This is a genomic window from Paenibacillus sp. XY044 (assembly GCF_002257645.1).
GTDB lineage: Bacteria > Bacillota > Bacilli > Paenibacillales > Paenibacillaceae > Paenibacillus_AQ.
Genome location: NZ_NQMO01000005.1, coordinates 114,170 through 131,356 on the forward strand (window position 1 = coordinate 114,170; position 17,187 = coordinate 131,356).

Here is a 17,187-nt window from a genome sequence, read left to right on the forward strand (position 1 = left end):
AATGCTCACTTCGGAAGCGGCTTGCTCCCGGCAGGATACTATTCCAACGTCTTCGCTTTTTCTACGGCTTGTTCAATCGTTCCAACGAAGAGGAAGGCTGCTTCAGGAAGGTCGTCGTGCTTGCCTTCGAGAATTTCCTTGAAACTGCGAATCGTTTCCTTAACCGGTACATAAATCCCCGGCATGCCGTTAAACGCCTCGGCCACGTGGAATGGCTGGGACAAGAAACGCTGCACTCTGCGGGCACGGCCCACGATCAGCTTGTCGTCCTCGCTAAGCTCATCCATACCGAGGATGGCGATGATATCCTGAAGCTCGTTGTAACGGGCCAGGAGACGCTTAACGCCTTGTGCGACGTTGTAGTGCTCTTCGCCCAGGATTTCAGGCGTCAGGATACGGGAGCTCGATGCCAGCGGGTCCACCGCCGGATAGATACCCATCTCGGAAATTTTACGCTCCAGGTTTGTCGTTGCGTCCAAGTGGGCGAACGTTGTAGCTGGAGCCGGGTCAGTATAGTCATCCGCAGGCACATAGATCGCCTGGATCGACGTAACCGAACCTTTTTTCGTGGAAGTGATCCGCTCTTGAAGCTGACCCATCTCGGTAGCCAGCGTTGGCTGGTAACCTACCGCGGAAGGCATCCGTCCGAGGAGGGCGGATACTTCGGAACCCGCTTGGGTAAAGCGGAAAATGTTATCGATAAACAGCAGCACGTCTTTGCCTTCTTGATCACGGAAATATTCGGCCATCGTCAGACCTGTCAATGCTACGCGAAGACGGGCTCCCGGTGGTTCGTTCATTTGACCGAATACCATCGCCGTCTTGCTGATAACGCCGGAATCGCTCATCTCGTGGTACAGGTCGTTACCTTCACGGGTACGTTCACCTACACCCGCAAATACGGAGATACCGCCGTGTTCCTGAGCGATGTTGTTGATCAATTCCTGGATTGCAACGGTTTTACCTACACCGGCACCACCGAAGAGACCGACTTTACCGCCCTTTTGGTAAGGAGCGAGAAGGTCAATAACTTTGATCCCTGTCTCCAGCATTTCCGCTTGGGTCGACAGTTCGTCATATTTCGGAGCTTCACGGTGAATCGGGCTGGAAACCTCGGAAGCCACTTCGCCTGCTTCATCGATTGGCTGACCCAACACGTTAAATACGCGTCCAAGGGTAGCGGATCCTACCGGAACTGTGATTGGGCCTCCCAAATCCACAGCCTCCAAGCCACGAACGAGTCCATCGGTCGAGGACATGGCAATACAGCGCACCATGTTATCGCCCAGATGGTTTGAAGCTTCCAGAGTCAAGTCAATCTGGCGTCCGCCAGCGACTGTGCCCTCAACTTTAATTGCATTGTAGATTTCCGGTAGTTGACCTCTTTCGAATTCGATGTCGACAACCGCACCCATAATGCTGACAACGCGTCCTTTGTTCATCTTTTTTGTTCCCTCCTACAAGTCTGCTCTATTCGCAAACCTAAATCGTAAGCCATCCGGCTTAACGGTATGCTCCGTGCAAGGTTCTATCATGAAATATAGATCATGTCTATCGCAGGTAACCGAAGCCGACAGACCGATTAAGGATGAATTTGCTGTTTGAACCCAAGTAGTGCTCCTCTGCAGAAGCTGAAAAGCACCACCGGGATATAAAACAACGGATATCCGAAAATAAAGCAATGGTTAAAACTCTTACGCCTGAGCGTTCGCACCAGACACGATTTCCGTAATTTCCTGCGTGATCGCCGCCTGACGCGCACGGTTGTACGACAGCGTCAATTCGTTGATCAGCTTGGTCGCATTCTTCGTAGCCGCGCCCATGGCCGTCATCTTCGCACCCAGCTCACTGGCTTTGGCGTCCAGCAGTGCGCTGAAGATTAAGGTTTCGGCGTATTTAGGAAGCAGCGCCTCCAGGACGGCTTCCGGAGACGGCTCGTATTCGTAGCTGGCAACCGGAGAAGCCGCGGATTCCATGCTGTCCATCGGCAGGAGCAGATTGGCTTCCGGAATTTGCGTCAACGCGTTCACGAAGCGGTTATAGATGACGTACAGCTCATCGATTTTGCCTTCCTCAAATTCGCGGACCGCTGCGGAAGCGATCGACTTGATGTCGGCAAACGATGGCGTATCGGACAAATCCGTAACCTCTTTCACAATCGGAAGCTCTCTGCGGCGCATGTAGTCCCGGCCTTTCCGTCCAATCACGAACAGTTCGTATTCGTCCGTGGACTTATGGCGTTCTTTAATCATCGTCGAGACAAGCTTCAACACGTTGGCGTTCGAACCGCCCGCAAGACCGCGGTCGGAGGTGATGACCAAGTATCCGGTTTTCTTCACGGGACGTTTCTCAAACATCGGATGCTTGATGCCTTTGGTACCGGACGCGATGCTGGAGACCACTTCCTTCAGTTTCTCGGAGTAAGGACGGGAATGCTGGGCCATCTCCTGGGCTCTTCTCAGCTTGGAGGCTGCTACCATTTCCATCGCCTTCGTGATCTGCTTCGTGCCTTGAATACTTTTGATCTGACGTTTAATTTCGCGTAATCCTCTTGCCATGTTTTCACCACCTTCAAGCTTTGACGAAGTCAAAGCTAAAGTTACTTCGTAAGCAAACACTTAAGCTTTGACGTCGTCAAAGCCGACTTCGATGCGCATATCTTAAAAAGATGAACCCGAGCCTTGCGGCCCGGTTCACGTCCAGGCTTACGCCATCACAGCAAAGCCTCTTTTAAATTTATCAATAGCCGCTTTCAGAGCCGTTTCGTTGTCGGCAACCAGATCTTTGGTATCGCGGATGGATGCCATGATCTCAGGATGGTTGCTTTCAAGGAACGCCAGGAATTCGCTCTCGAAACGACGGATGTCGCCGACAGGAATGTCGTCCAGGTGTCCTCTGACTGCCGTGTACAAGCTGACTACCTGCTGCTCAACGCTGAGCGGCTGGTTAACACCCTGCTTGAGGATTTCCATCAGTCTCGCACCACGGTTCAAACGGGCCAGCGTGGATTTGTCAAGGTCGGATCCGAATTGGGAGAACGCTTGAAGCTCGCGGTATTGGGCCAGATCCAGCTTCAAACCGCCGGCGACTTTCTTCATCGCCTTGAGCTGCGCGGAGCTACCTACCCGGGATACGGAAATACCTACGTTGATCGCCGGACGCTGTCCAGCATAGAACAGTTCGGATTCAAGGAAGATCTGTCCGTCCGTGATCGAAATAACGTTGGTTGGGATATATGCGGATACGTCGGACGCCTGTGTTTCAATGAAAGGCAGAGCGGTTAATGAACCACCGCCGAGTTCATCGGACAGTTTCGCCGCGCGCTCCAGCAAACGGGAATGCAGATAGAATACGTCACCAGGATAAGCTTCGCGGCCTGGAGGACGTTTGAGGAGCAGGGACAATTCGCGGTATGCCGCTGCCTGCTTCGACAAGTCATCATAGATGATCAAGGCATGCTCGCCTTTGTACATGAAGTACTCACCCATTGCACAGCCCGCATAAGGAGCGATGTACAAGAGCGGAGAAGGCTCGGAAGCCGAAGCGGTAACGACGATCGTGTAGTCCAGAGCGCCGTGACGGCGAAGGTTTTCCACGACGTGCGCAACCGTCGATTGCTTTTGGCCGATGGCGACATAGATACATTTCACGCCATTGCCTTTTTGGTTAATGATCGTATCGATCGCGATTTGGGTTTTACCCGTTTGACGGTCACCGATAATCAGCTCGCGCTGTCCGCGGCCAATTGGAACGAGAGCGTCAATCGCTTTGATACCGGTTTGCATCGGCTCATGAACCGATTTACGGTCGATAACGCCTGGTGCGCTGCTCTCAACCGGACGGTAAGCAGAAGCTTCGATCGGTCCTTTGCCGTCCACTGGCTGACCCAGAGGGTTCACGACGCGTCCGAGCAGGGCTTCCCCAACGGGAACCTGCATGATGCGTCCGGTACGCTTCACTTGGTCGCCTTCTTTAATTTCCGTGTAAGGTCCGAGGATAACGACACCTACGTTGCTTTCTTCCAAGTTCAGCGCAAGGCCTACGACACCGTTGGCAAACTCGACGAGCTCACCGGCCATAACATTGTCGATCCCGTGAATACGGGCGATACCGTCGCTTACTTGAATAACGGTGCCGACTTCGGCCACTTCGATGTCAGATTTATATTGTTCAATTTGACTTTTAATCAGCGTACTGATTTCTTCAGGTCTGATACTCAAGTGTCTTCACCCCTATCTACTGTGCTAGTCTGTTAAAAGACTTTTCAAGCCGTTCCAGCTTCCCTGCCAAACTGCCGTCGTACAGCATATCGCCGATGACGACTTTTACACCGCCGAGCAGATTTTTATCAATCACGTTGTTTACGCGAATTTTCTTCTTAGCCAATGCTCCAAACTCCGCGGTAACCGTTTCGATCTCCTGGTCGCTCAGCGGATAGGTGGAGTACACCGTGGCATCCGCAAGTCCAAGGCTTTCGCCTTCGATCCGGACGTAGCTCTCCAGCAGGTCGGCGAACAGATCCGCTCGGCCCCGCTCAATCAGCATGTCAACAGTGTTCATGACCGGCTGGGATACTTTATCTTGAAGGGCCTTCTTCAGCACATCCAGTTTCACCGTTACGGCAATGTTGGGCGTGGAGATAAATTTGCGAATATCGTCGTTTTGCGTAATCGCGCCGACGACAGCCTTCAGTTCCTCTTCCACTTCCAGCGTTTTCTGCTGCTGCGCAGCCACTTCAAACAGCGCCTTCGCATAACGCTTGGCTGCTATTGTTTCCCGGCTCATGGTCTGCCCCCTACCTCTTTAAGGTACTGGTCCACGAGCTCTTCCTGCGCTTTGTCGCTGCTGACTTCCTTCTCAAGCAGCTTGGATGCGATCTTTACGGATACGGCGCCCAGCTCGCTGCGCAGCTCCTGAACCGCCTTGTTCTTTTCGCTTGCGATATCGCGGACAGCGTCCTCTTTAATACGAGAAGCTTCCACCTTGGCTTGTTCCATGATTTGGTCAGCCTGCTTGTTGCTCGTTTGTCTGGATTGTTCGATAATGTCGTAAGCCTCTTTGCGCGCATTTTCCAGAGCCTGTTTCTGCTCCTCAACGTAAGCAATGGCTTGTTCGCGGGTTTGTGCCGCTTCGTTCATTTGACTCGTCACGAGCTCGCGGCGCTTCTCCATGATGGAGAACAACGGACCGAAAGCGTATTTGTTCAGAAGCAAATACAGAATCACAAACGCAATCAATGCGATAAAGAAAGACGCGTAGTTAATACTCAATCTAGTCACTCCTTTCCGGTGCACGTTCAGTCTTGTTCATCAGACAATCAAGTAAGGAAGGGTACAAGAACCTTCCTTACCTGACAGCTAAAAAGAAGGCGCGGATGGCCGTGGCCTTCCCCGCCAAACCTTACTGCTTAGATTAAGCTCCTGCGTAGAACAAGAACGCGAGTACTACACCGATGATTGGAAGGGCTTCGACCAGACCTACACCGATAAACATTGTCGTTTGAAGCGTGGATTTCGCTTCTGGCTGACGAGCGATACCTTCAACCGTTTTACTTACGATCAGACCGTTACCAATACCTGCGCCAAGTGCGCCCAAACCTACTGCAATCGCAGCTGCAAGAAATGCCCAAACTCCCATTTGTAAAATCCTCCTTAGAGATGTGTATTTTATTATTATTTATGTTTAGTTAAGAGTGAAGGTAGAAAACCCCAAGCTTAACTTTGAAGCTAATGTTCGTGCTCGTCGTGGCTCTCGATCATCTGAGAGATATAAACCATCGTCAGGATCGTAAAGACGAAAGCCTGGATGGCGCCGACGAAAATACTGAAGCCCTGCCAAACGACGAGACCGAGCGCGGAAGCGATATATCCGCCTACGCCGAGTGCGGTCAGTTTCAACAGAACCGAGATCAGAACTTCACCCGCGAAGATGTTACCGAATAGACGCATGCCCTGCGTCAGCAGCTTCGCAAACTGCTCGATAACGTTGATCGGGAAGAAGAACCAATAAGGTTGGAAATAGTGCTTAAAATAGCTCTTTGTATTCTTGGTTATTCCCAGGAAGTGCGAAAGCAAGAATACGATCAATGCCAGTGCCATGGTCACCGAAGCATCAGCCGTCGGCGATTTCCACCAAGCCACACCGACTTCTTCCACATCCGGATGCTTTGCAAATTCTTCGGTGACAGAAACGATTTCTTTACCGAAGATGTGCGCGTGTCCTGCATCATGGAAGTCTGTTACGATACCAAAGGGAAGTCCCAGCATGTTGCCAACAAAGATAAACATAATAAACGTCAATCCAAGGGACAGAAAGTGCTTGCCTTTCTTCCAATCCATCGTGCTTGAAATCAGGTTCTGGACGAATTCCACTGTCCATTCCATGAAATTCTGCAATTTCCCCGGGTTTTCGACTGACAAATTACGGGTTGCCAGCTTTGCGATCACAAACACGATCACACAGGTCACAATCAGCATCAGAATTGCGGAAAGGTCGAATCTTATGCCGCCCAATTCAATAATCGGTGATGTATGCATGTTTTTCTCACCCCTTTCTCAGTTGAAGGTCTACTCCTGTTTACGAGACAATCGAATCCCTATGAATAAGAGAAGAAACTGTGCCAATACCAGTGTTGCCGCTACGGCATACAGGTTAAACGTCTCCGGCCTTTTGTAGGCCAAAACGACGGCCAGCACACTGAGGGCTGCACGGGTCAGAAAACCCATATTTACTCTCTTGCTACCCCCGCCTTCGACTGAATCCAACACTTTTTGCACTTTATAGCCCAAGTAAAAGCTGTTAGCAAGGCTGACACTGGAGCCAAGCACCATACCCAGCGCTATACTCCGGTATTGCGGGAAGACAGCAGCACCCAAGAAGCAAAGAGCCAGGAAATAAAGTGTCGCTCTAGTCAATACCCTGCGGTATTTCCATAGTTCACTCATCACTTTCCCCCATGACTGCCTTGGTGATCATAAAAACGCTTACGCCGCCGATCGCCAGACCCAGCAAAACTCCGAATGCGATCCAGAGTCCGGGTCCTCCCCAAATCTTGTCCAGCCAAGAGCCGAGATAAAAGCCCCCTAAAGTACATGCGGCAAGATCGATCCCGATGGCGCTTACAAGGCCCGCATACTTCAGAGGGCTTGCAGCATTTTTATTGGATTTTTGCGGCTTTTCAGGTTGATTCATCTCTGTCCACCCTCTAATCCCAGTTCATTTTACTGAATGACCCGAGAGTTTGTCAATTGAACAAATCCGTGTCGAAACCGGATGAAAATGTGACTTTAATCACTGCAAAAAGCCCGCAAATCCGTGTCAACCGTACAGTTTAACTGTATGCTGTACTCTTTGCCCTCAGAATATGGCTTAACTTTCCTTTGTGAACATTCTGTGAAATTGTTCTGGGCGTTCATTTTTGCTGCCAAAATGATGCAAAATCGCGTCCACGATCCGCTGGGATGCTTTGCCGTCTCCGTAAGGGTTTGCGGCGCCGCTCATCGCGTTATAAGCCTCCTGATCGGTCAACAAATGCTTCGTCCGACCGTACACTTGTTCCTCATCCGTTCCGACCAGCTCGAGCGTTCCCGCCTCGATGCCTTCCGGACGTTCGGTCGTGTCACGGAGCACCAGCACCGGCACGCCGAAGGAAGGAGCTTCTTCCTGAAGACCACCGGAATCCGTCAAGATCAGATGCGTATGCGGATAAAAATTGTGCAAGTCTACAACATCCAGTGGTTCAATCAGCTTAATTCTTGGATGATTGCCCAAAATTTGATGCGCCGGTTCTTTGACCGCCGGGCTTGGATGGACCGGATACACGATGGCGATATCGTCGAATTCGTCGGCGATCCGCTTCACTGCACGGAAGATGTTCAGATGAGGCTCGCCCTGCGATTCGCGACGGTGCGCCGTCATCAGGATCAGCCGTTTGCCTTGCGCCCAGTCGAGCACGGGATGGTGGTAATCCGATTTGACGGTGTACTGGAACACGTCGGTAACGGTATTGCCCGTCACGTAAATATGGGACTCGTTCTTGTTCTCTTTCTTCAGGTTGCCTGCAGACCAGTCCGTCGGGGCAAAATGAAGATCGGCGAGCACGCCGGTCAGCTGCCGGTTCATCTCCTCCGGATAAGGGGAGAGCTTGTTCCACGTTCTCAGGCCGGCTTCGACATGTCCTACCTGGATCTTCTGCAGGAAGGCCGCATAGCTGGCCAGGAAGGTCGTCAGCGTGTCTCCGTGCACCAGAACGATATCAGGCTTGGCCTCTTTCAAAACCGGCTCCAAGCCCTGCAGAACGCGTATCGTCACCTCGTTCAGCGTCTGGTTCTCCTTCATGACGTCCAGATCGAAATCCGGGGTAATCTTGAATACCTCGAGCACCTGATCCAGCATCTGACGGTGCTGGGCCGTTACGCATACGACGGATTCGATATGTTCGGGATGTCTCTGCAGCTCCAGAATGAGCGGAGCCATCTTGATGGCTTCCGGACGCACTCCGAAAATCGTCATCACTTTAATTTTTGACATAGGGTTCCCCTCTCCTTACTTGGTTCCGTACAGCCGGTCTCCGGCATCTCCCAGTCCCGGAATGATATAACCATGATCGTCCAGCTTCTCGTCCAGGGCCGCCACATAAATGTCCACGTCAGGATGAGCATCCTGCACGGCTTTGACCCCTTCCGGAGCGGCGATCAGGTTCATCATCTTGATCTGGGTGCAGCCCCGCTTCTTCAGGACGTCGATCGCGGCTATGGCCGATCCGCCGGTGGCCAGCATCGGATCGATGACGATCAGTTCGCGCTCCGTCACGTCCGTCGGCAGCTTGGTGTAATACTCGACGGGCTGCAGCGTTTCCGGATCGCGGAACAGGCCGACATGTCCCACTTTGGCGGCGGGAATCAGCTTCAGCATGCCGTCGAGCATGCCGAGTCCGGCGCGCAAAATTGGAATCAGACCGAGCATGCGGCCTGCCAGTACTTTCCCATCCATTTCGGCGACAGGCGTCTGTACCCTCACCGACTCGAGCGGAACCTCGCGTGTAATTTCGTAAGCCATTAAGGAAGCAACCTCATCGACCAGTTCGCGAAAATCTTTCGTGTTCGTCCGCACATCGCGGATAAATGTCAGTTTGTGTTGAATCAAAGGGTGATCACAAATCACCAGTTTTCCCATGTTAGTCCCTCCGGTTAAATCGTAAGTCTAATTGATGTCCATGCCGGTTAGTTTGATGCCCATTCACATACGATACATGCAAGTACACAAATCTTATTTATTATATCATTCCTGGAAATGAATTTGCACCCAAGAAAGATATGATTATTCTGGCCCAAAAATCAGCCGGCTTAAACGTTAGACCGAAGACCGCACAAGGGAAACGGCAAGCCGCGAGCACCCTATCAAGCCCCGCCTATCTAAAAACGTCTATCGACGTACATACACAGAAGACAAGCCGCGTTTAGAAGAAGTTCCTCTTGCGAGATCAGGATGTTTAGCCGGGAAGTTCATACTTTCTGATCTCTTTAAAAAAAGGGACCGGAGAACATTCTCCCAGCCCCTTATTTTCTAGCAAGATCTTCCTTCTATGATTGATGCGTTATTAGTAGTTGAGTTCAGGATACAGCGGATATTGATCCGTCAATTCCTTCACCATAGCCGCCGCTTTGGACAGTACAGCTTCGTCTTTAGGCGATTTCAGCGTCATGGCGATAATTTTGCCGATCGCCACCATGGCCGCTTCGTCCATACCCCGGGAAGTCGCAGCCGGCGTACCGATCCGGATGCCGCTTGTGACGAACGGGCTGGTCGGATCGAACGGAATGGCGTTTTTGTTGACGGTGATGCCCACCGAATCCAGCACCTTCTCAGCTTCTTTACCGGTAATGTCCACGCTGCGGGTATCCACCAGCATGAGGTGGTTATCCGTACCGCCGGATACGATGTTCAGCCCTTCGCTGATCAGCGTCTCAGCCAATACTTTGGCGTTCTTCACTACGTTTTCGGCATAAATTTTGAACGATGGGTCAAGCGCTTCGCCCAAGGCTACGGCTTTGGACGCGATGACGTGCATCAACGGACCGCCTTGCGTGCCCGGGAAGACGGCTTTGTCGATGGCTGCAGCCCATGGCTGCTTGCACAGAATCAAGCCGCCGCGCGGACCGCGGAGCGTTTTGTGCGTTGTAGTCGTTACAAAGTGAGCGTGAGGCACCGGGTTCGGATGAAGACCGGCCGCAACCAGGCCCGCGATATGAGCCATGTCGACCATGAACAACGCGCCCACGTCGTTCGCGATCGAAGCAAGTGCTTCGAAGTCAATCGTCCGCGGATAAGCGCTCGCGCCGGCGACGATCAGGCGCGGGCGGTGTTTGAACGCAAGCTTGCGGACTTCGTTATAATCAATGAGGAACGTATCTTCCTGGACCCCGTAAGCGACGAAGTTGTACAGCAGACCGGAAGCGTTGACCGGGCTTCCGTGAGTCAGGTGTCCGCCATGGGCCAGGTTCATCCCGAGAACGGTATCCCCGGGTTTCAGCGCTGCCAGGTATACGGCCATGTTGGCTTGAGCGCCGGAGTGCGGCTGCACGTTGGCATGCTCGGCTCCGAACAGTTCCTTCGCGCGGTCACGGGCGATATCCTCGACGATATCGACGCGCTCGCAGCCGCCGTAATACCGCTTGCCCGGATATCCTTCGGCGTATTTGTTCGTGAGGACGGAGCCCATGGCTTCCATAACCGCTTCGCTGACAATATTCTCCGAGGCGATCAGCTCGATGTTCGCACGCTGACGCTTCAGTTCCAAATTCATGGCCTCGAGTACAGCCGGGTCCTTCTTACGCAATTGATCCATGTTAATAGTTCCTCCCTTATTGGAATTCAAAATGTTTGTTTCAATCATCCGCTCTGGTTAATCGCAAAGATCTGAACCACCGTCGTTACGGCCGGCATCGCCGGATTCCTCATCCAGACGGTACACCGCCCGTTCGCCGCCGATCAGCTTGGGCCGCGTATAGGCCGCATTCACGCGCGCATGCCCCACATAGCGCAGGGTCGGCCGGAAAGGCACCGCCACACGCCGCAGATGCATGCCGATCATGGTCTCGCCGATGTCGATGCCTGCATGGGCCTCGATCGCTTCGGCAAGGCAAGGGTCCTTCATGGAACGGTAAGCAGCGGCAGCCATGGAGCCGCCTGCTTTCGGAACAGGAACGGCAGCGACTTCGGTTAAATGAAGGCGTTCCAACACGGAACGCTCCATAACAAGCGCCCGGTTCAAATGCTCGCAGCACTGAAACACGGTATCGAAGCCAAACTTGGCCCGGACCTCGCCGACCGCCTGCAGCAGCTCCTCGGCTACACCGAGCGCACCCGAAGTACCGATCCGTTTCCCGGCCACCTCGCTGGTGCTCGTTCCGACGACCAGCACTTTACCGGGGCCAAGCGCTGCGGCTTCCACCAGCTCATGAAGGATTCGTGATACCTGTTCTCCCAGCGAAACTTCCAATGGACTGCCTGCTGACATGCTTTCCATGAGAAAACCTCCCTAATTGTGCAGATACCGTTCTTCAATCGCTTTAATCTTGTTCACGCGCCCGACATGACGCTCGCCGCCGCTGAACTCCGTTCCCACCCACGCCTTGACGATTTCCTGGGCCAGGCCCGGACCGATGACGCGTTCACCCATCGCCAGCACGTTGGAGTCGTTATGCTCCCGGGTAGCCATCGCCGAGAACACATCGTGAACCAAAGCGCAGCGAATGCCCGGAACCTTGTTCGCCGCAATACTCATGCCGATGCCTGTTCCACAGATCAGGATCCCCCGGTCCGCCTCGCCCTTGGTGACCAGCTCGCACACAGGGAGAGCATAGTCCGGATAGTCCACGGAGTCCGTGCATCCGCATCCCACGTCCGCAACTTGATGCCCCATCCCTTCGATCACGGCAATGATGTCTTCTTTCAAACGTATACCCGCATGATCTGTTCCAACAGCAATTTTCATCTTTCGAAAAACCTCCTAAAATTTCGCGCAATACAGAGAAACGAAGCTTCGCCTCCCCCTGTATTCCCGTGACTTCTTGTACCATTATAACTCATTTGCAGCCACTAGACGAAAAAAAGAGCAGTCCGCGGATCATTCCGCAGAATTGCTCTTTTGCCCAGGCGACCGGCCGTATATTCCGGTGCTCCATCGTGGTTGGATCCACATTGTCGCCAGTTACACCGGAACCGATGTTTTTCAACTTCATCATAAAGCATGACGCGATGAAAATCAATCTGCAAATTCACTCCATTTTTTTCAACTTAGGCTTCCGCCAAAATACCAATCCAGGCTTCTACTTTAAAATGTACGGAACGCCTCCAGCTTATCCAGCAGCCGTTCGACGGCGGAGCGGATTTCCGCGGCGGTGACGTCGTAATCATCGCGGGTCCCGCCGAACGGGTCCGAAATATCAAAGCTCGGGATGCGCTGCTGGATCTCGATCACCCGCTCCCGTTCCTTGTCCTCCAGCTGCTGACCGAGCGCCCGCTTCATTTCCAATGTAGCGTACAGGCTGTCGAGCTCCTGCAAGTCCTTGATCACGTTCTCGTCATCTTCCGTGTATTCCTTCAGGGTATAAATTTTGTCAGCGGCGAGCGGAAAGCTCCGGATCACATGCTGCTTATGCCCCTGGGTCAGCGTCAAAATTAAATCCGCCCACTTCACCGTATCGGCCTTGAGCGGCTTGGAGGTCAAACGCTCATCGATCTCGTGGTCCCGCAGCACTGCCTCCGCATGGCGCGAGATAGGCGTCCCTTCAAGGGCGGACACACCGGCCGAACGAACTTCGAGCGGAATGCTGCGCTCCTTGGCCAGCTTGCGAAGCAGGGCTTCGGCCATCGGGCTGCGGCACGTGTTTCCCGTACAGACAAACAAAATATGCTTCACGTTTCTAGCACCTCCCGAAGTGTCTTTGCCGATATTGTATCAGAAGATAAAGGCGAGGCCAAATGCCAGCAAAATCGCGCCGCCAAGGGCCTCCCCATACTCACCTAGATTCCGGCTCACCCTCCTGCCAAGCATGAGTCCAAGCACGGCCATCACGCCCCCGCAGATCCCGAAAGCAAGCACGGTCACGATCCGGTTGCTCTCAAACATCCCCAGGGATATGCCTACCGAAAAAGAATCAATGCTGACGCTAAGCGAGAATAGCAGCATCCCCAGCAATGAGCGGTGATCCACCATTCTCGTTTCGCTCGTTTTGAAGGAATTCAGGACCATGTGTCCGCCCAGCAGCACAAGCAGTCCACCGGCAACCAGAGAAGCAACTTGTCCGAGCAGCGAGCTGACGTAATATCCCATAAACATTCCCAGCAGCGGCATCAACACATGGAAAAGGCCAATCAGCACGCTGAGCTTGAGAATATGCAGCAGCCGAATTCCTTTCATGCCGATTCCTACGCCCAGAGAGAACGCATCCAGTCCTAATGCAACGGCCATTATCATGATTGTCATTAGCTGCCCTAAACCGGCAGAAGTCTCCAACATTCCTATTCCCCCATGTCCGTTAGGTTCTTGTACAACCATATGCGGACAAGAGGTAAATGATGTCTCATAATAGCAAGGCGGGAGGTTACAAGTGGACAACCCGCTGGCCGGCGGCCTTGCGGAGCCGGTTCATAATGGCGGCGCCGAGGCCCTCTTCCGGGCAGGCTTCCGACAAAATAAACGTCACTCCTTCTTCATCCATGCGGCGAAGGGCGGCATACAGACGGTGGGCCGCCGCTTCCAAACCGGCGAGACTGCCGAGGGACTGCACGCAATCCGCGGCGTAACCGCCGACATGCTCCTCGAAAGCCATCACGCCGGTTCTCTCTCCGCGGGCCGCAGCCGCTTTTAGCTGCTCATCGATCCAGCCGGACACCAGCTCCGGGGTGCCGCCCTGCACAATGGTGAGCGAGCCCTTGGGAGCGTAGTGCGTATATTTCATGCCGGGCGATTTCGGGGCGACGATCTCCTCCCCGCCAGGTGCCCGTTCGATTCCCGGATCCGTCGCCACCGCCGTCCCGGAAGCGGCAGCAAGCTGCTCACGGGTAATGCCTCCGGGCCGAAGCACGGTGACGCTGCCGTCCTCTTGGACCTGCACGACGGTGGATTCGAGGCCGACTCCGGTCGGCCCTCCGTCCAGAATACCGCCGATCAGCCCGCTCAAATCCTCCCAGGCGTGGCCCGCGAGTGTCGGGCTTGGCCGTCCGGAGCGGTTGGCGCTCGGCGCCGCAACCGGGCAGCCGGACTCCCGGATCAGCTTCAACGCGATCGGATGATCCGGCATCCGGATGCCGACCGTCATCAGCCCTGCTGTCACCCGCGGGGACAGCACGCCCGGCTGAAGCGGCAGCACCAGCGTCAGCGGGCCGGGCCAAAAGGCCGCCATCAGCCGCTGTGCCGTATCGCTGACCTCCGTCACGAGCCCGTCCAACTGGCTAACATCCGCAATATGGACAATCAGCGGATTGTCGGACGGTCTGCCCTTGGCCTTGAAAATGGCCTCTACGGCCTCCGTATTGCGGGCATCCGCCCCAAGACCGTATACGGTTTCGGTCGGGAAAGCGACGGTACCGCCATCCCGAAGAATGGCGGCTGCCTGGCCGATCGCTAGCTCCGCGCGGGACACCGCTTCCGTCCCTGCTTCTGCGGCGTCGGTGCCGCGTCCCATCAGTGCGGTAACATCCCATGCCGGTGTGGCATGATTCTTATTTACATCATGGGTGGAAGGAGCGGTTCCTCCATCCTGCCCCTGGTTCAGACCTTTCATCGCTGTTCATTCCTGTCATCAAAATTGGTAAGTTCCATTATACCACATCCGCAGCATATCCATGTTCCTTGTCCCTTGGACAGAAATGGCCACGAATTTCTAAGCGAACAGCCCCGTCAACCAGGACCACAGCCCGGAGAGCATATCCACCAGGAAAAAACGAACCTGCGGCTGGGAAGCATTGGCCGCCACCTTCTCAGGGGCCTGCGCGGCTGCAGCACCCGTCACCTTGGCCGACGCGGTGGTCACGGCGCCCTTAGCGTTATCCTTGTCTGCCGCCTGAGCCTTGGCATCGGCGGGCTGAGCCGCCGCATCCCCGCTGGCCGCATCGATAAAGCAGAGCGGAGGGAACAGCACGCACCACCAATTTTGACCGTTGCCTGCCCCCAGTGTGATCCGGAGCGCTTCATAATTGCCCGCCGGGTACACCGTGCCTCCGTACAGTTTGGTCGGAAACGGCACGACGCCCAGCTCAACGTTGTAATCGTAATGAATGCCTCTTTTCTCCAGCTCACGGCCCACCAGCTCGTTCAGCTCCGGCAGACGCTCCCGGATTGTCGCTCTCGCCTGTTCCAAGCTTTGCGGGTCCTCAAGTTCCTGTACCCAGCCGTCCATCTCGGCTACCACGGCATCACGAATTTCGCGTTTGACCAGCTGATCGTCCGGATTATCGGAATTGGCCAGAATGCGCAGGCGGATGGATTCCTGTGGAATCGGCCCGCCGGCTACGGCCGCGTCGGTCTTTTGGCTGTCCCACATCATGGCGATCATAAACAAAATACAAAAAATAATAGCGGTATCCTTCACCATGTCGCGCAGCCGGTCTTGCCCTCTATGCTTCCACTGTTTCACTGTCTTCTCCATTTTCCCCGGGCCCCTCTCTATCAGAACAATCTATGATTACAGATTGAACTAAAGTTTTGCATTGAATTCTTTAGTTCATTCTGTATAGTTCTCAGTATGTCCGGGAATGGTAGAACCCAAACCTAGCAATCTAGTATTTTTTTTACGCTTCGAATTCACAAAAAAAAGACCGCGTTCCCAAGTCCGAAGACTTGTCGAAAACGGTCGTTTCTTGTAGATCATCAGCGAGTGCAATGATCGCAGGACATGCAACACGTTGCTGCATCACATGCCGACTTTTGCCTGTCCGCCCTGAGCTGCAGCTCCCTTGGACGGGGTCAACATCTCGTCGTCCACTTCCTCCCCATGAACGCGCACGCTCATGACGATGCCGATGCTCGCCATATTGATCAGCAGTGAGGTTCCCCCATAACTGATAAACGGCAGCGTAATCCCTGTCAGTGGCATCAGTCCGATAAAAGCGCCGATATTTTCGAAGATCTGATAGAGCATCATCGCAATAATGCCCACGATCAGAATCGGCCCCGCCCGGTCGCGGCATTCGAGACAGATCAGAATCATCCGGTGGATCAGGATGAAATAGAGCAGCAGCACGACCGATGACCCGACGAAGCCGAATTCCTCGGCGATTTCCACGAAAATGGAGTCCGAATAGGTATACGGCACGCGCCCGGATTGTACCGAGGACCCTTTCATATACCCTTCGCCCACCATGCCGCCGGAAGCGATCGCCAGCTTGGCGTTTTTGGTATGGTAGGACGCCTTGGCCGTCGCCTTATCCGGCACCAGCCACGGATCGAGCCGTTCGGTCCAGTGCTCCCGTTTGATGTCTTTCATAAACTTCTCAATGTTGTCGTGAAAATGAATGTACGAAAAAATACCTCCGACGGCGACGGTCGCCAAAACCACCAGCGCAATCAGCGCATGCCAAAACTTGATGTTGCCGATCCATAGCAGTCCGAGCAAAATCAGAACGTAACTGATTGCGTTCCCCAGGTCATTCTGAATCATAACGAGCGCAAACGGCACAAACGTCAGCAGTCCGATCGGGACCACGTCATGCCAGAACGAGAGCCTCGTTTTATTTTTGCGCATAATGATATACGTCAGAAAAATAATGAGGATAAGCTTGAACAGCTCGGCAGGCTGCAAGCTGAAGCTCCCCATCTTGATCCAGCCCTGAGCGCCATTGACGTCGGTCCCGATGAAGTTAACGGCCACGAGCAAGGCCAAGCCGAACAAATACAGATAAAGCGCATATTTGACAAGCAGCTTGTAATCGACGATAACCAGCCCGAAAAATGCGATGAAGGCAATCACGTAAAACTCGATCATTTTAATATGGGAACCGGCAAACTTCGTTCCCTGCGTGACGCTGTAAATGGACATGATGCTGATGCCCATGAAAATCAAAAGAATAAAAACGACGACATAATCCACTTTTTTCAGCTTTTGAAGCATGGCTATCCTCCTGTGCGGAGCCTTCCGCTCCTCGTTGCCCCTGATGCGTACCTGTCTATTGTAATAGAACAGC

The 17,187-nt window shown here is 53.7% G+C and carries 19 protein-coding genes and 1 riboswitch; all 19 genes read right to left on the reverse strand.

Going from position 1 to position 17,187, the window contains the following annotated elements; all coding sequences use genetic code 11:
- Window positions 1-38 precede the first annotated feature (38 nt).
- The 19 genes from atpD to CJP46_RS20495 all read right to left on the reverse strand — a co-directional run bounded on the left by atpD (window position 39) and on the right by CJP46_RS20495 (window position 17,114).
- Window positions 39-1,442, reverse strand: a complete 1,404-nt coding sequence (atpD, locus tag CJP46_RS20400) for a F0F1 ATP synthase subunit beta (RefSeq protein ID WP_094597477.1) — start codon at window positions 1,440-1,442, stop codon at window positions 39-41.
- Between the two features lie 252 nt (window positions 1,443-1,694).
- A complete protein-coding gene (gene atpG, locus CJP46_RS20405) occupies window positions 1,695-2,558 on the reverse strand; it encodes an ATP synthase F1 subunit gamma (RefSeq protein ID WP_094597478.1) in 864 nt (287 codons plus the stop codon).
- A gap of 147 nt (window positions 2,559-2,705) precedes the next feature.
- Complete coding sequence (gene atpA, locus CJP46_RS20410) at window positions 2,706-4,220, reverse strand: F0F1 ATP synthase subunit alpha (RefSeq protein ID WP_094597479.1); 1,515 nt, start codon at window positions 4,218-4,220, stop codon at window positions 2,706-2,708.
- 16 nt (window positions 4,221-4,236) lie between these two features.
- On the reverse strand, window positions 4,237-4,785 hold the full coding sequence (locus tag CJP46_RS20415) for a F0F1 ATP synthase subunit delta (protein WP_094597480.1): 549 nt from the start codon (window positions 4,783-4,785) through the stop codon (window positions 4,237-4,239).
- On the reverse strand, window positions 4,782-5,270 hold the full coding sequence (gene atpF, locus CJP46_RS20420; RefSeq protein ID WP_094597481.1) for a F0F1 ATP synthase subunit B: 489 nt from the start codon (window positions 5,268-5,270) through the stop codon (window positions 4,782-4,784). Before atpF ends, CJP46_RS20415 begins: the two co-directional genes overlap by 4 nt.
- Window positions 5,271-5,412: 142 nt before the next feature.
- Window positions 5,413-5,637, reverse strand: coding sequence for a F0F1 ATP synthase subunit C (gene atpE, locus CJP46_RS20425; protein WP_036706394.1), 225 nt, complete (start codon window positions 5,635-5,637; stop codon window positions 5,413-5,415).
- Window positions 5,638-5,726: 89 nt separating this feature from the next.
- Window positions 5,727-6,536 carry a F0F1 ATP synthase subunit A gene (gene atpB / locus CJP46_RS20430; RefSeq protein ID WP_094597482.1) on the reverse strand — a complete coding sequence of 270 codons (810 nt, stop codon included), beginning with the start codon at window positions 6,534-6,536 and terminating at the stop codon, window positions 5,727-5,729.
- Window positions 6,537-6,566: 30 nt separating this feature from the next.
- Window positions 6,567-6,944 (reverse strand): ATP synthase subunit I, encoded by a 378-nt coding sequence (locus CJP46_RS20435; RefSeq protein WP_094597483.1) that lies wholly within the window; start codon window positions 6,942-6,944, stop codon window positions 6,567-6,569.
- Window positions 6,937-7,191 (reverse strand): AtpZ/AtpI family protein, encoded by a 255-nt coding sequence (locus CJP46_RS20440; RefSeq protein WP_094597484.1) that lies wholly within the window; start codon window positions 7,189-7,191, stop codon window positions 6,937-6,939. Before CJP46_RS20440 ends, CJP46_RS20435 begins: the two co-directional genes overlap by 8 nt.
- A 177-nt stretch (window positions 7,192-7,368) precedes the next feature.
- Window positions 7,369-8,529 carry a non-hydrolyzing UDP-N-acetylglucosamine 2-epimerase gene (gene wecB / locus CJP46_RS20445; RefSeq protein ID WP_094597485.1) on the reverse strand — a complete coding sequence of 387 codons (1,161 nt, stop codon included), beginning with the start codon at window positions 8,527-8,529 and terminating at the stop codon, window positions 7,369-7,371.
- Between the two features lie 15 nt (window positions 8,530-8,544).
- Window positions 8,545-9,174 carry a uracil phosphoribosyltransferase gene (gene upp / locus CJP46_RS20450; protein ID WP_094597486.1) on the reverse strand — a complete coding sequence of 210 codons (630 nt, stop codon included), beginning with the start codon at window positions 9,172-9,174 and terminating at the stop codon, window positions 8,545-8,547.
- A 424-nt stretch (window positions 9,175-9,598) separates the two neighbouring features.
- Window positions 9,599-10,846, reverse strand: a complete 1,248-nt coding sequence (gene glyA, locus CJP46_RS20455; RefSeq protein WP_094597487.1) for a serine hydroxymethyltransferase — start codon at window positions 10,844-10,846, stop codon at window positions 9,599-9,601.
- Between the two features lie 57 nt (window positions 10,847-10,903).
- Window positions 10,904-11,518: a TIGR01440 family protein gene (locus CJP46_RS20460; protein WP_094597849.1), complete on the reverse strand. Its 615-nt coding sequence runs from the start codon at window positions 11,516-11,518 to the stop codon at window positions 10,904-10,906.
- A gap of 21 nt (window positions 11,519-11,539) precedes the next feature.
- Window positions 11,540-11,995: a ribose 5-phosphate isomerase B gene (rpiB, locus tag CJP46_RS20465; protein WP_094597488.1), complete on the reverse strand. Its 456-nt coding sequence runs from the start codon at window positions 11,993-11,995 to the stop codon at window positions 11,540-11,542.
- 148 nt (window positions 11,996-12,143) lie between these two features.
- A riboswitch (ZMP/ZTP riboswitch) is annotated at window positions 12,144-12,225 on the reverse strand.
- A gap of 109 nt (window positions 12,226-12,334) precedes the next feature.
- Complete coding sequence (locus tag CJP46_RS20475) at window positions 12,335-12,922, reverse strand: low molecular weight protein arginine phosphatase (protein WP_094597490.1); 588 nt, start codon at window positions 12,920-12,922, stop codon at window positions 12,335-12,337.
- Between the two features lie 39 nt (window positions 12,923-12,961).
- The gene (locus CJP46_RS20480) at window positions 12,962-13,522 is read right to left on the reverse strand and encodes a manganese efflux pump MntP (protein ID WP_094597491.1); all 561 of its coding nucleotides are present in this window, start codon (window positions 13,520-13,522) and stop codon (window positions 12,962-12,964) included.
- An 85-nt stretch (window positions 13,523-13,607) separates the two neighbouring features.
- A complete protein-coding gene (locus CJP46_RS20485; RefSeq protein WP_256992465.1) occupies window positions 13,608-14,690 on the reverse strand; it encodes an L-threonylcarbamoyladenylate synthase in 1,083 nt (360 codons plus the stop codon).
- 198 nt (window positions 14,691-14,888) lie between these two features.
- On the reverse strand, window positions 14,889-15,608 hold the full coding sequence (spoIIR, locus tag CJP46_RS20490) for a stage II sporulation protein R (RefSeq protein WP_179281269.1): 720 nt from the start codon (window positions 15,606-15,608) through the stop codon (window positions 14,889-14,891).
- A 309-nt stretch (window positions 15,609-15,917) separates the two neighbouring features.
- On the reverse strand, window positions 15,918-17,114 hold the full coding sequence (locus CJP46_RS20495) for an FtsW/RodA/SpoVE family cell cycle protein (RefSeq protein WP_094597494.1): 1,197 nt from the start codon (window positions 17,112-17,114) through the stop codon (window positions 15,918-15,920).
- Between the last annotated feature and the right edge of the window lie 73 nt (window positions 17,115-17,187).

What these genes read in the sequence shown, in the direction of transcription:
- CJP46_RS20440 (WP_094597484.1), bottom strand. Translation starts at nt 7,191, where the DNA reads ATGAATCAACCTGAAAAGCCGCAAAAATCCAATAAAAATGCTGCAAGC.
- atpG (WP_094597478.1), bottom strand. Translation starts at nt 2,558, where the DNA reads ATGGCAAGAGGATTACGCGAAATTAAACGTCAGATCAAAAGTATTCAA.
- CJP46_RS20415 (WP_094597480.1), bottom strand. Translation starts at nt 4,785, where the DNA reads ATGAGCCGGGAAACAATAGCAGCCAAGCGTTATGCGAAGGCGCTGTTT.
- atpE (WP_036706394.1), bottom strand. Translation starts at nt 5,637, where the DNA reads ATGGGAGTTTGGGCATTTCTTGCAGCTGCGATTGCAGTAGGTTTGGGC.
- glyA (WP_094597487.1), bottom strand. Translation starts at nt 10,846, where the DNA reads ATGGATCAATTGCGTAAGAAGGACCCGGCTGTACTCGAGGCCATGAAT.
- CJP46_RS20485 (WP_256992465.1), bottom strand. Translation starts at nt 14,690, where the DNA reads ATGGGACGCGGCACCGACGCCGCAGAAGCAGGGACGGAAGCGGTGTCC.
- CJP46_RS20480 (WP_094597491.1), bottom strand. Translation starts at nt 13,522, where the DNA reads ATGTTGGAGACTTCTGCCGGTTTAGGGCAGCTAATGACAATCATGATA.
- upp (WP_094597486.1), bottom strand. Translation starts at nt 9,174, where the DNA reads ATGGGAAAACTGGTGATTTGTGATCACCCTTTGATTCAACACAAACTG.
- CJP46_RS20460 (WP_094597849.1), bottom strand. Translation starts at nt 11,518, where the DNA reads ATGTCAGCAGGCAGTCCATTGGAAGTTTCGCTGGGAGAACAGGTATCA.
- CJP46_RS20435 (WP_094597483.1), bottom strand. Translation starts at nt 6,944, where the DNA reads ATGAGTGAACTATGGAAATACCGCAGGGTATTGACTAGAGCGACACTT.
- CJP46_RS20495 (WP_094597494.1), bottom strand. Translation starts at nt 17,114, where the DNA reads ATGCTTCAAAAGCTGAAAAAAGTGGATTATGTCGTCGTTTTTATTCTT.
- atpD (WP_094597477.1), bottom strand. Translation starts at nt 1,442, where the DNA reads ATGAACAAAGGACGCGTTGTCAGCATTATGGGTGCGGTTGTCGACATC.
- atpB (WP_094597482.1), bottom strand. Translation starts at nt 6,536, where the DNA reads ATGCATACATCACCGATTATTGAATTGGGCGGCATAAGATTCGACCTT.
- rpiB (WP_094597488.1), bottom strand. Translation starts at nt 11,995, where the DNA reads ATGAAAATTGCTGTTGGAACAGATCATGCGGGTATACGTTTGAAAGAA.
- wecB (WP_094597485.1), bottom strand. Translation starts at nt 8,529, where the DNA reads ATGTCAAAAATTAAAGTGATGACGATTTTCGGAGTGCGTCCGGAAGCC.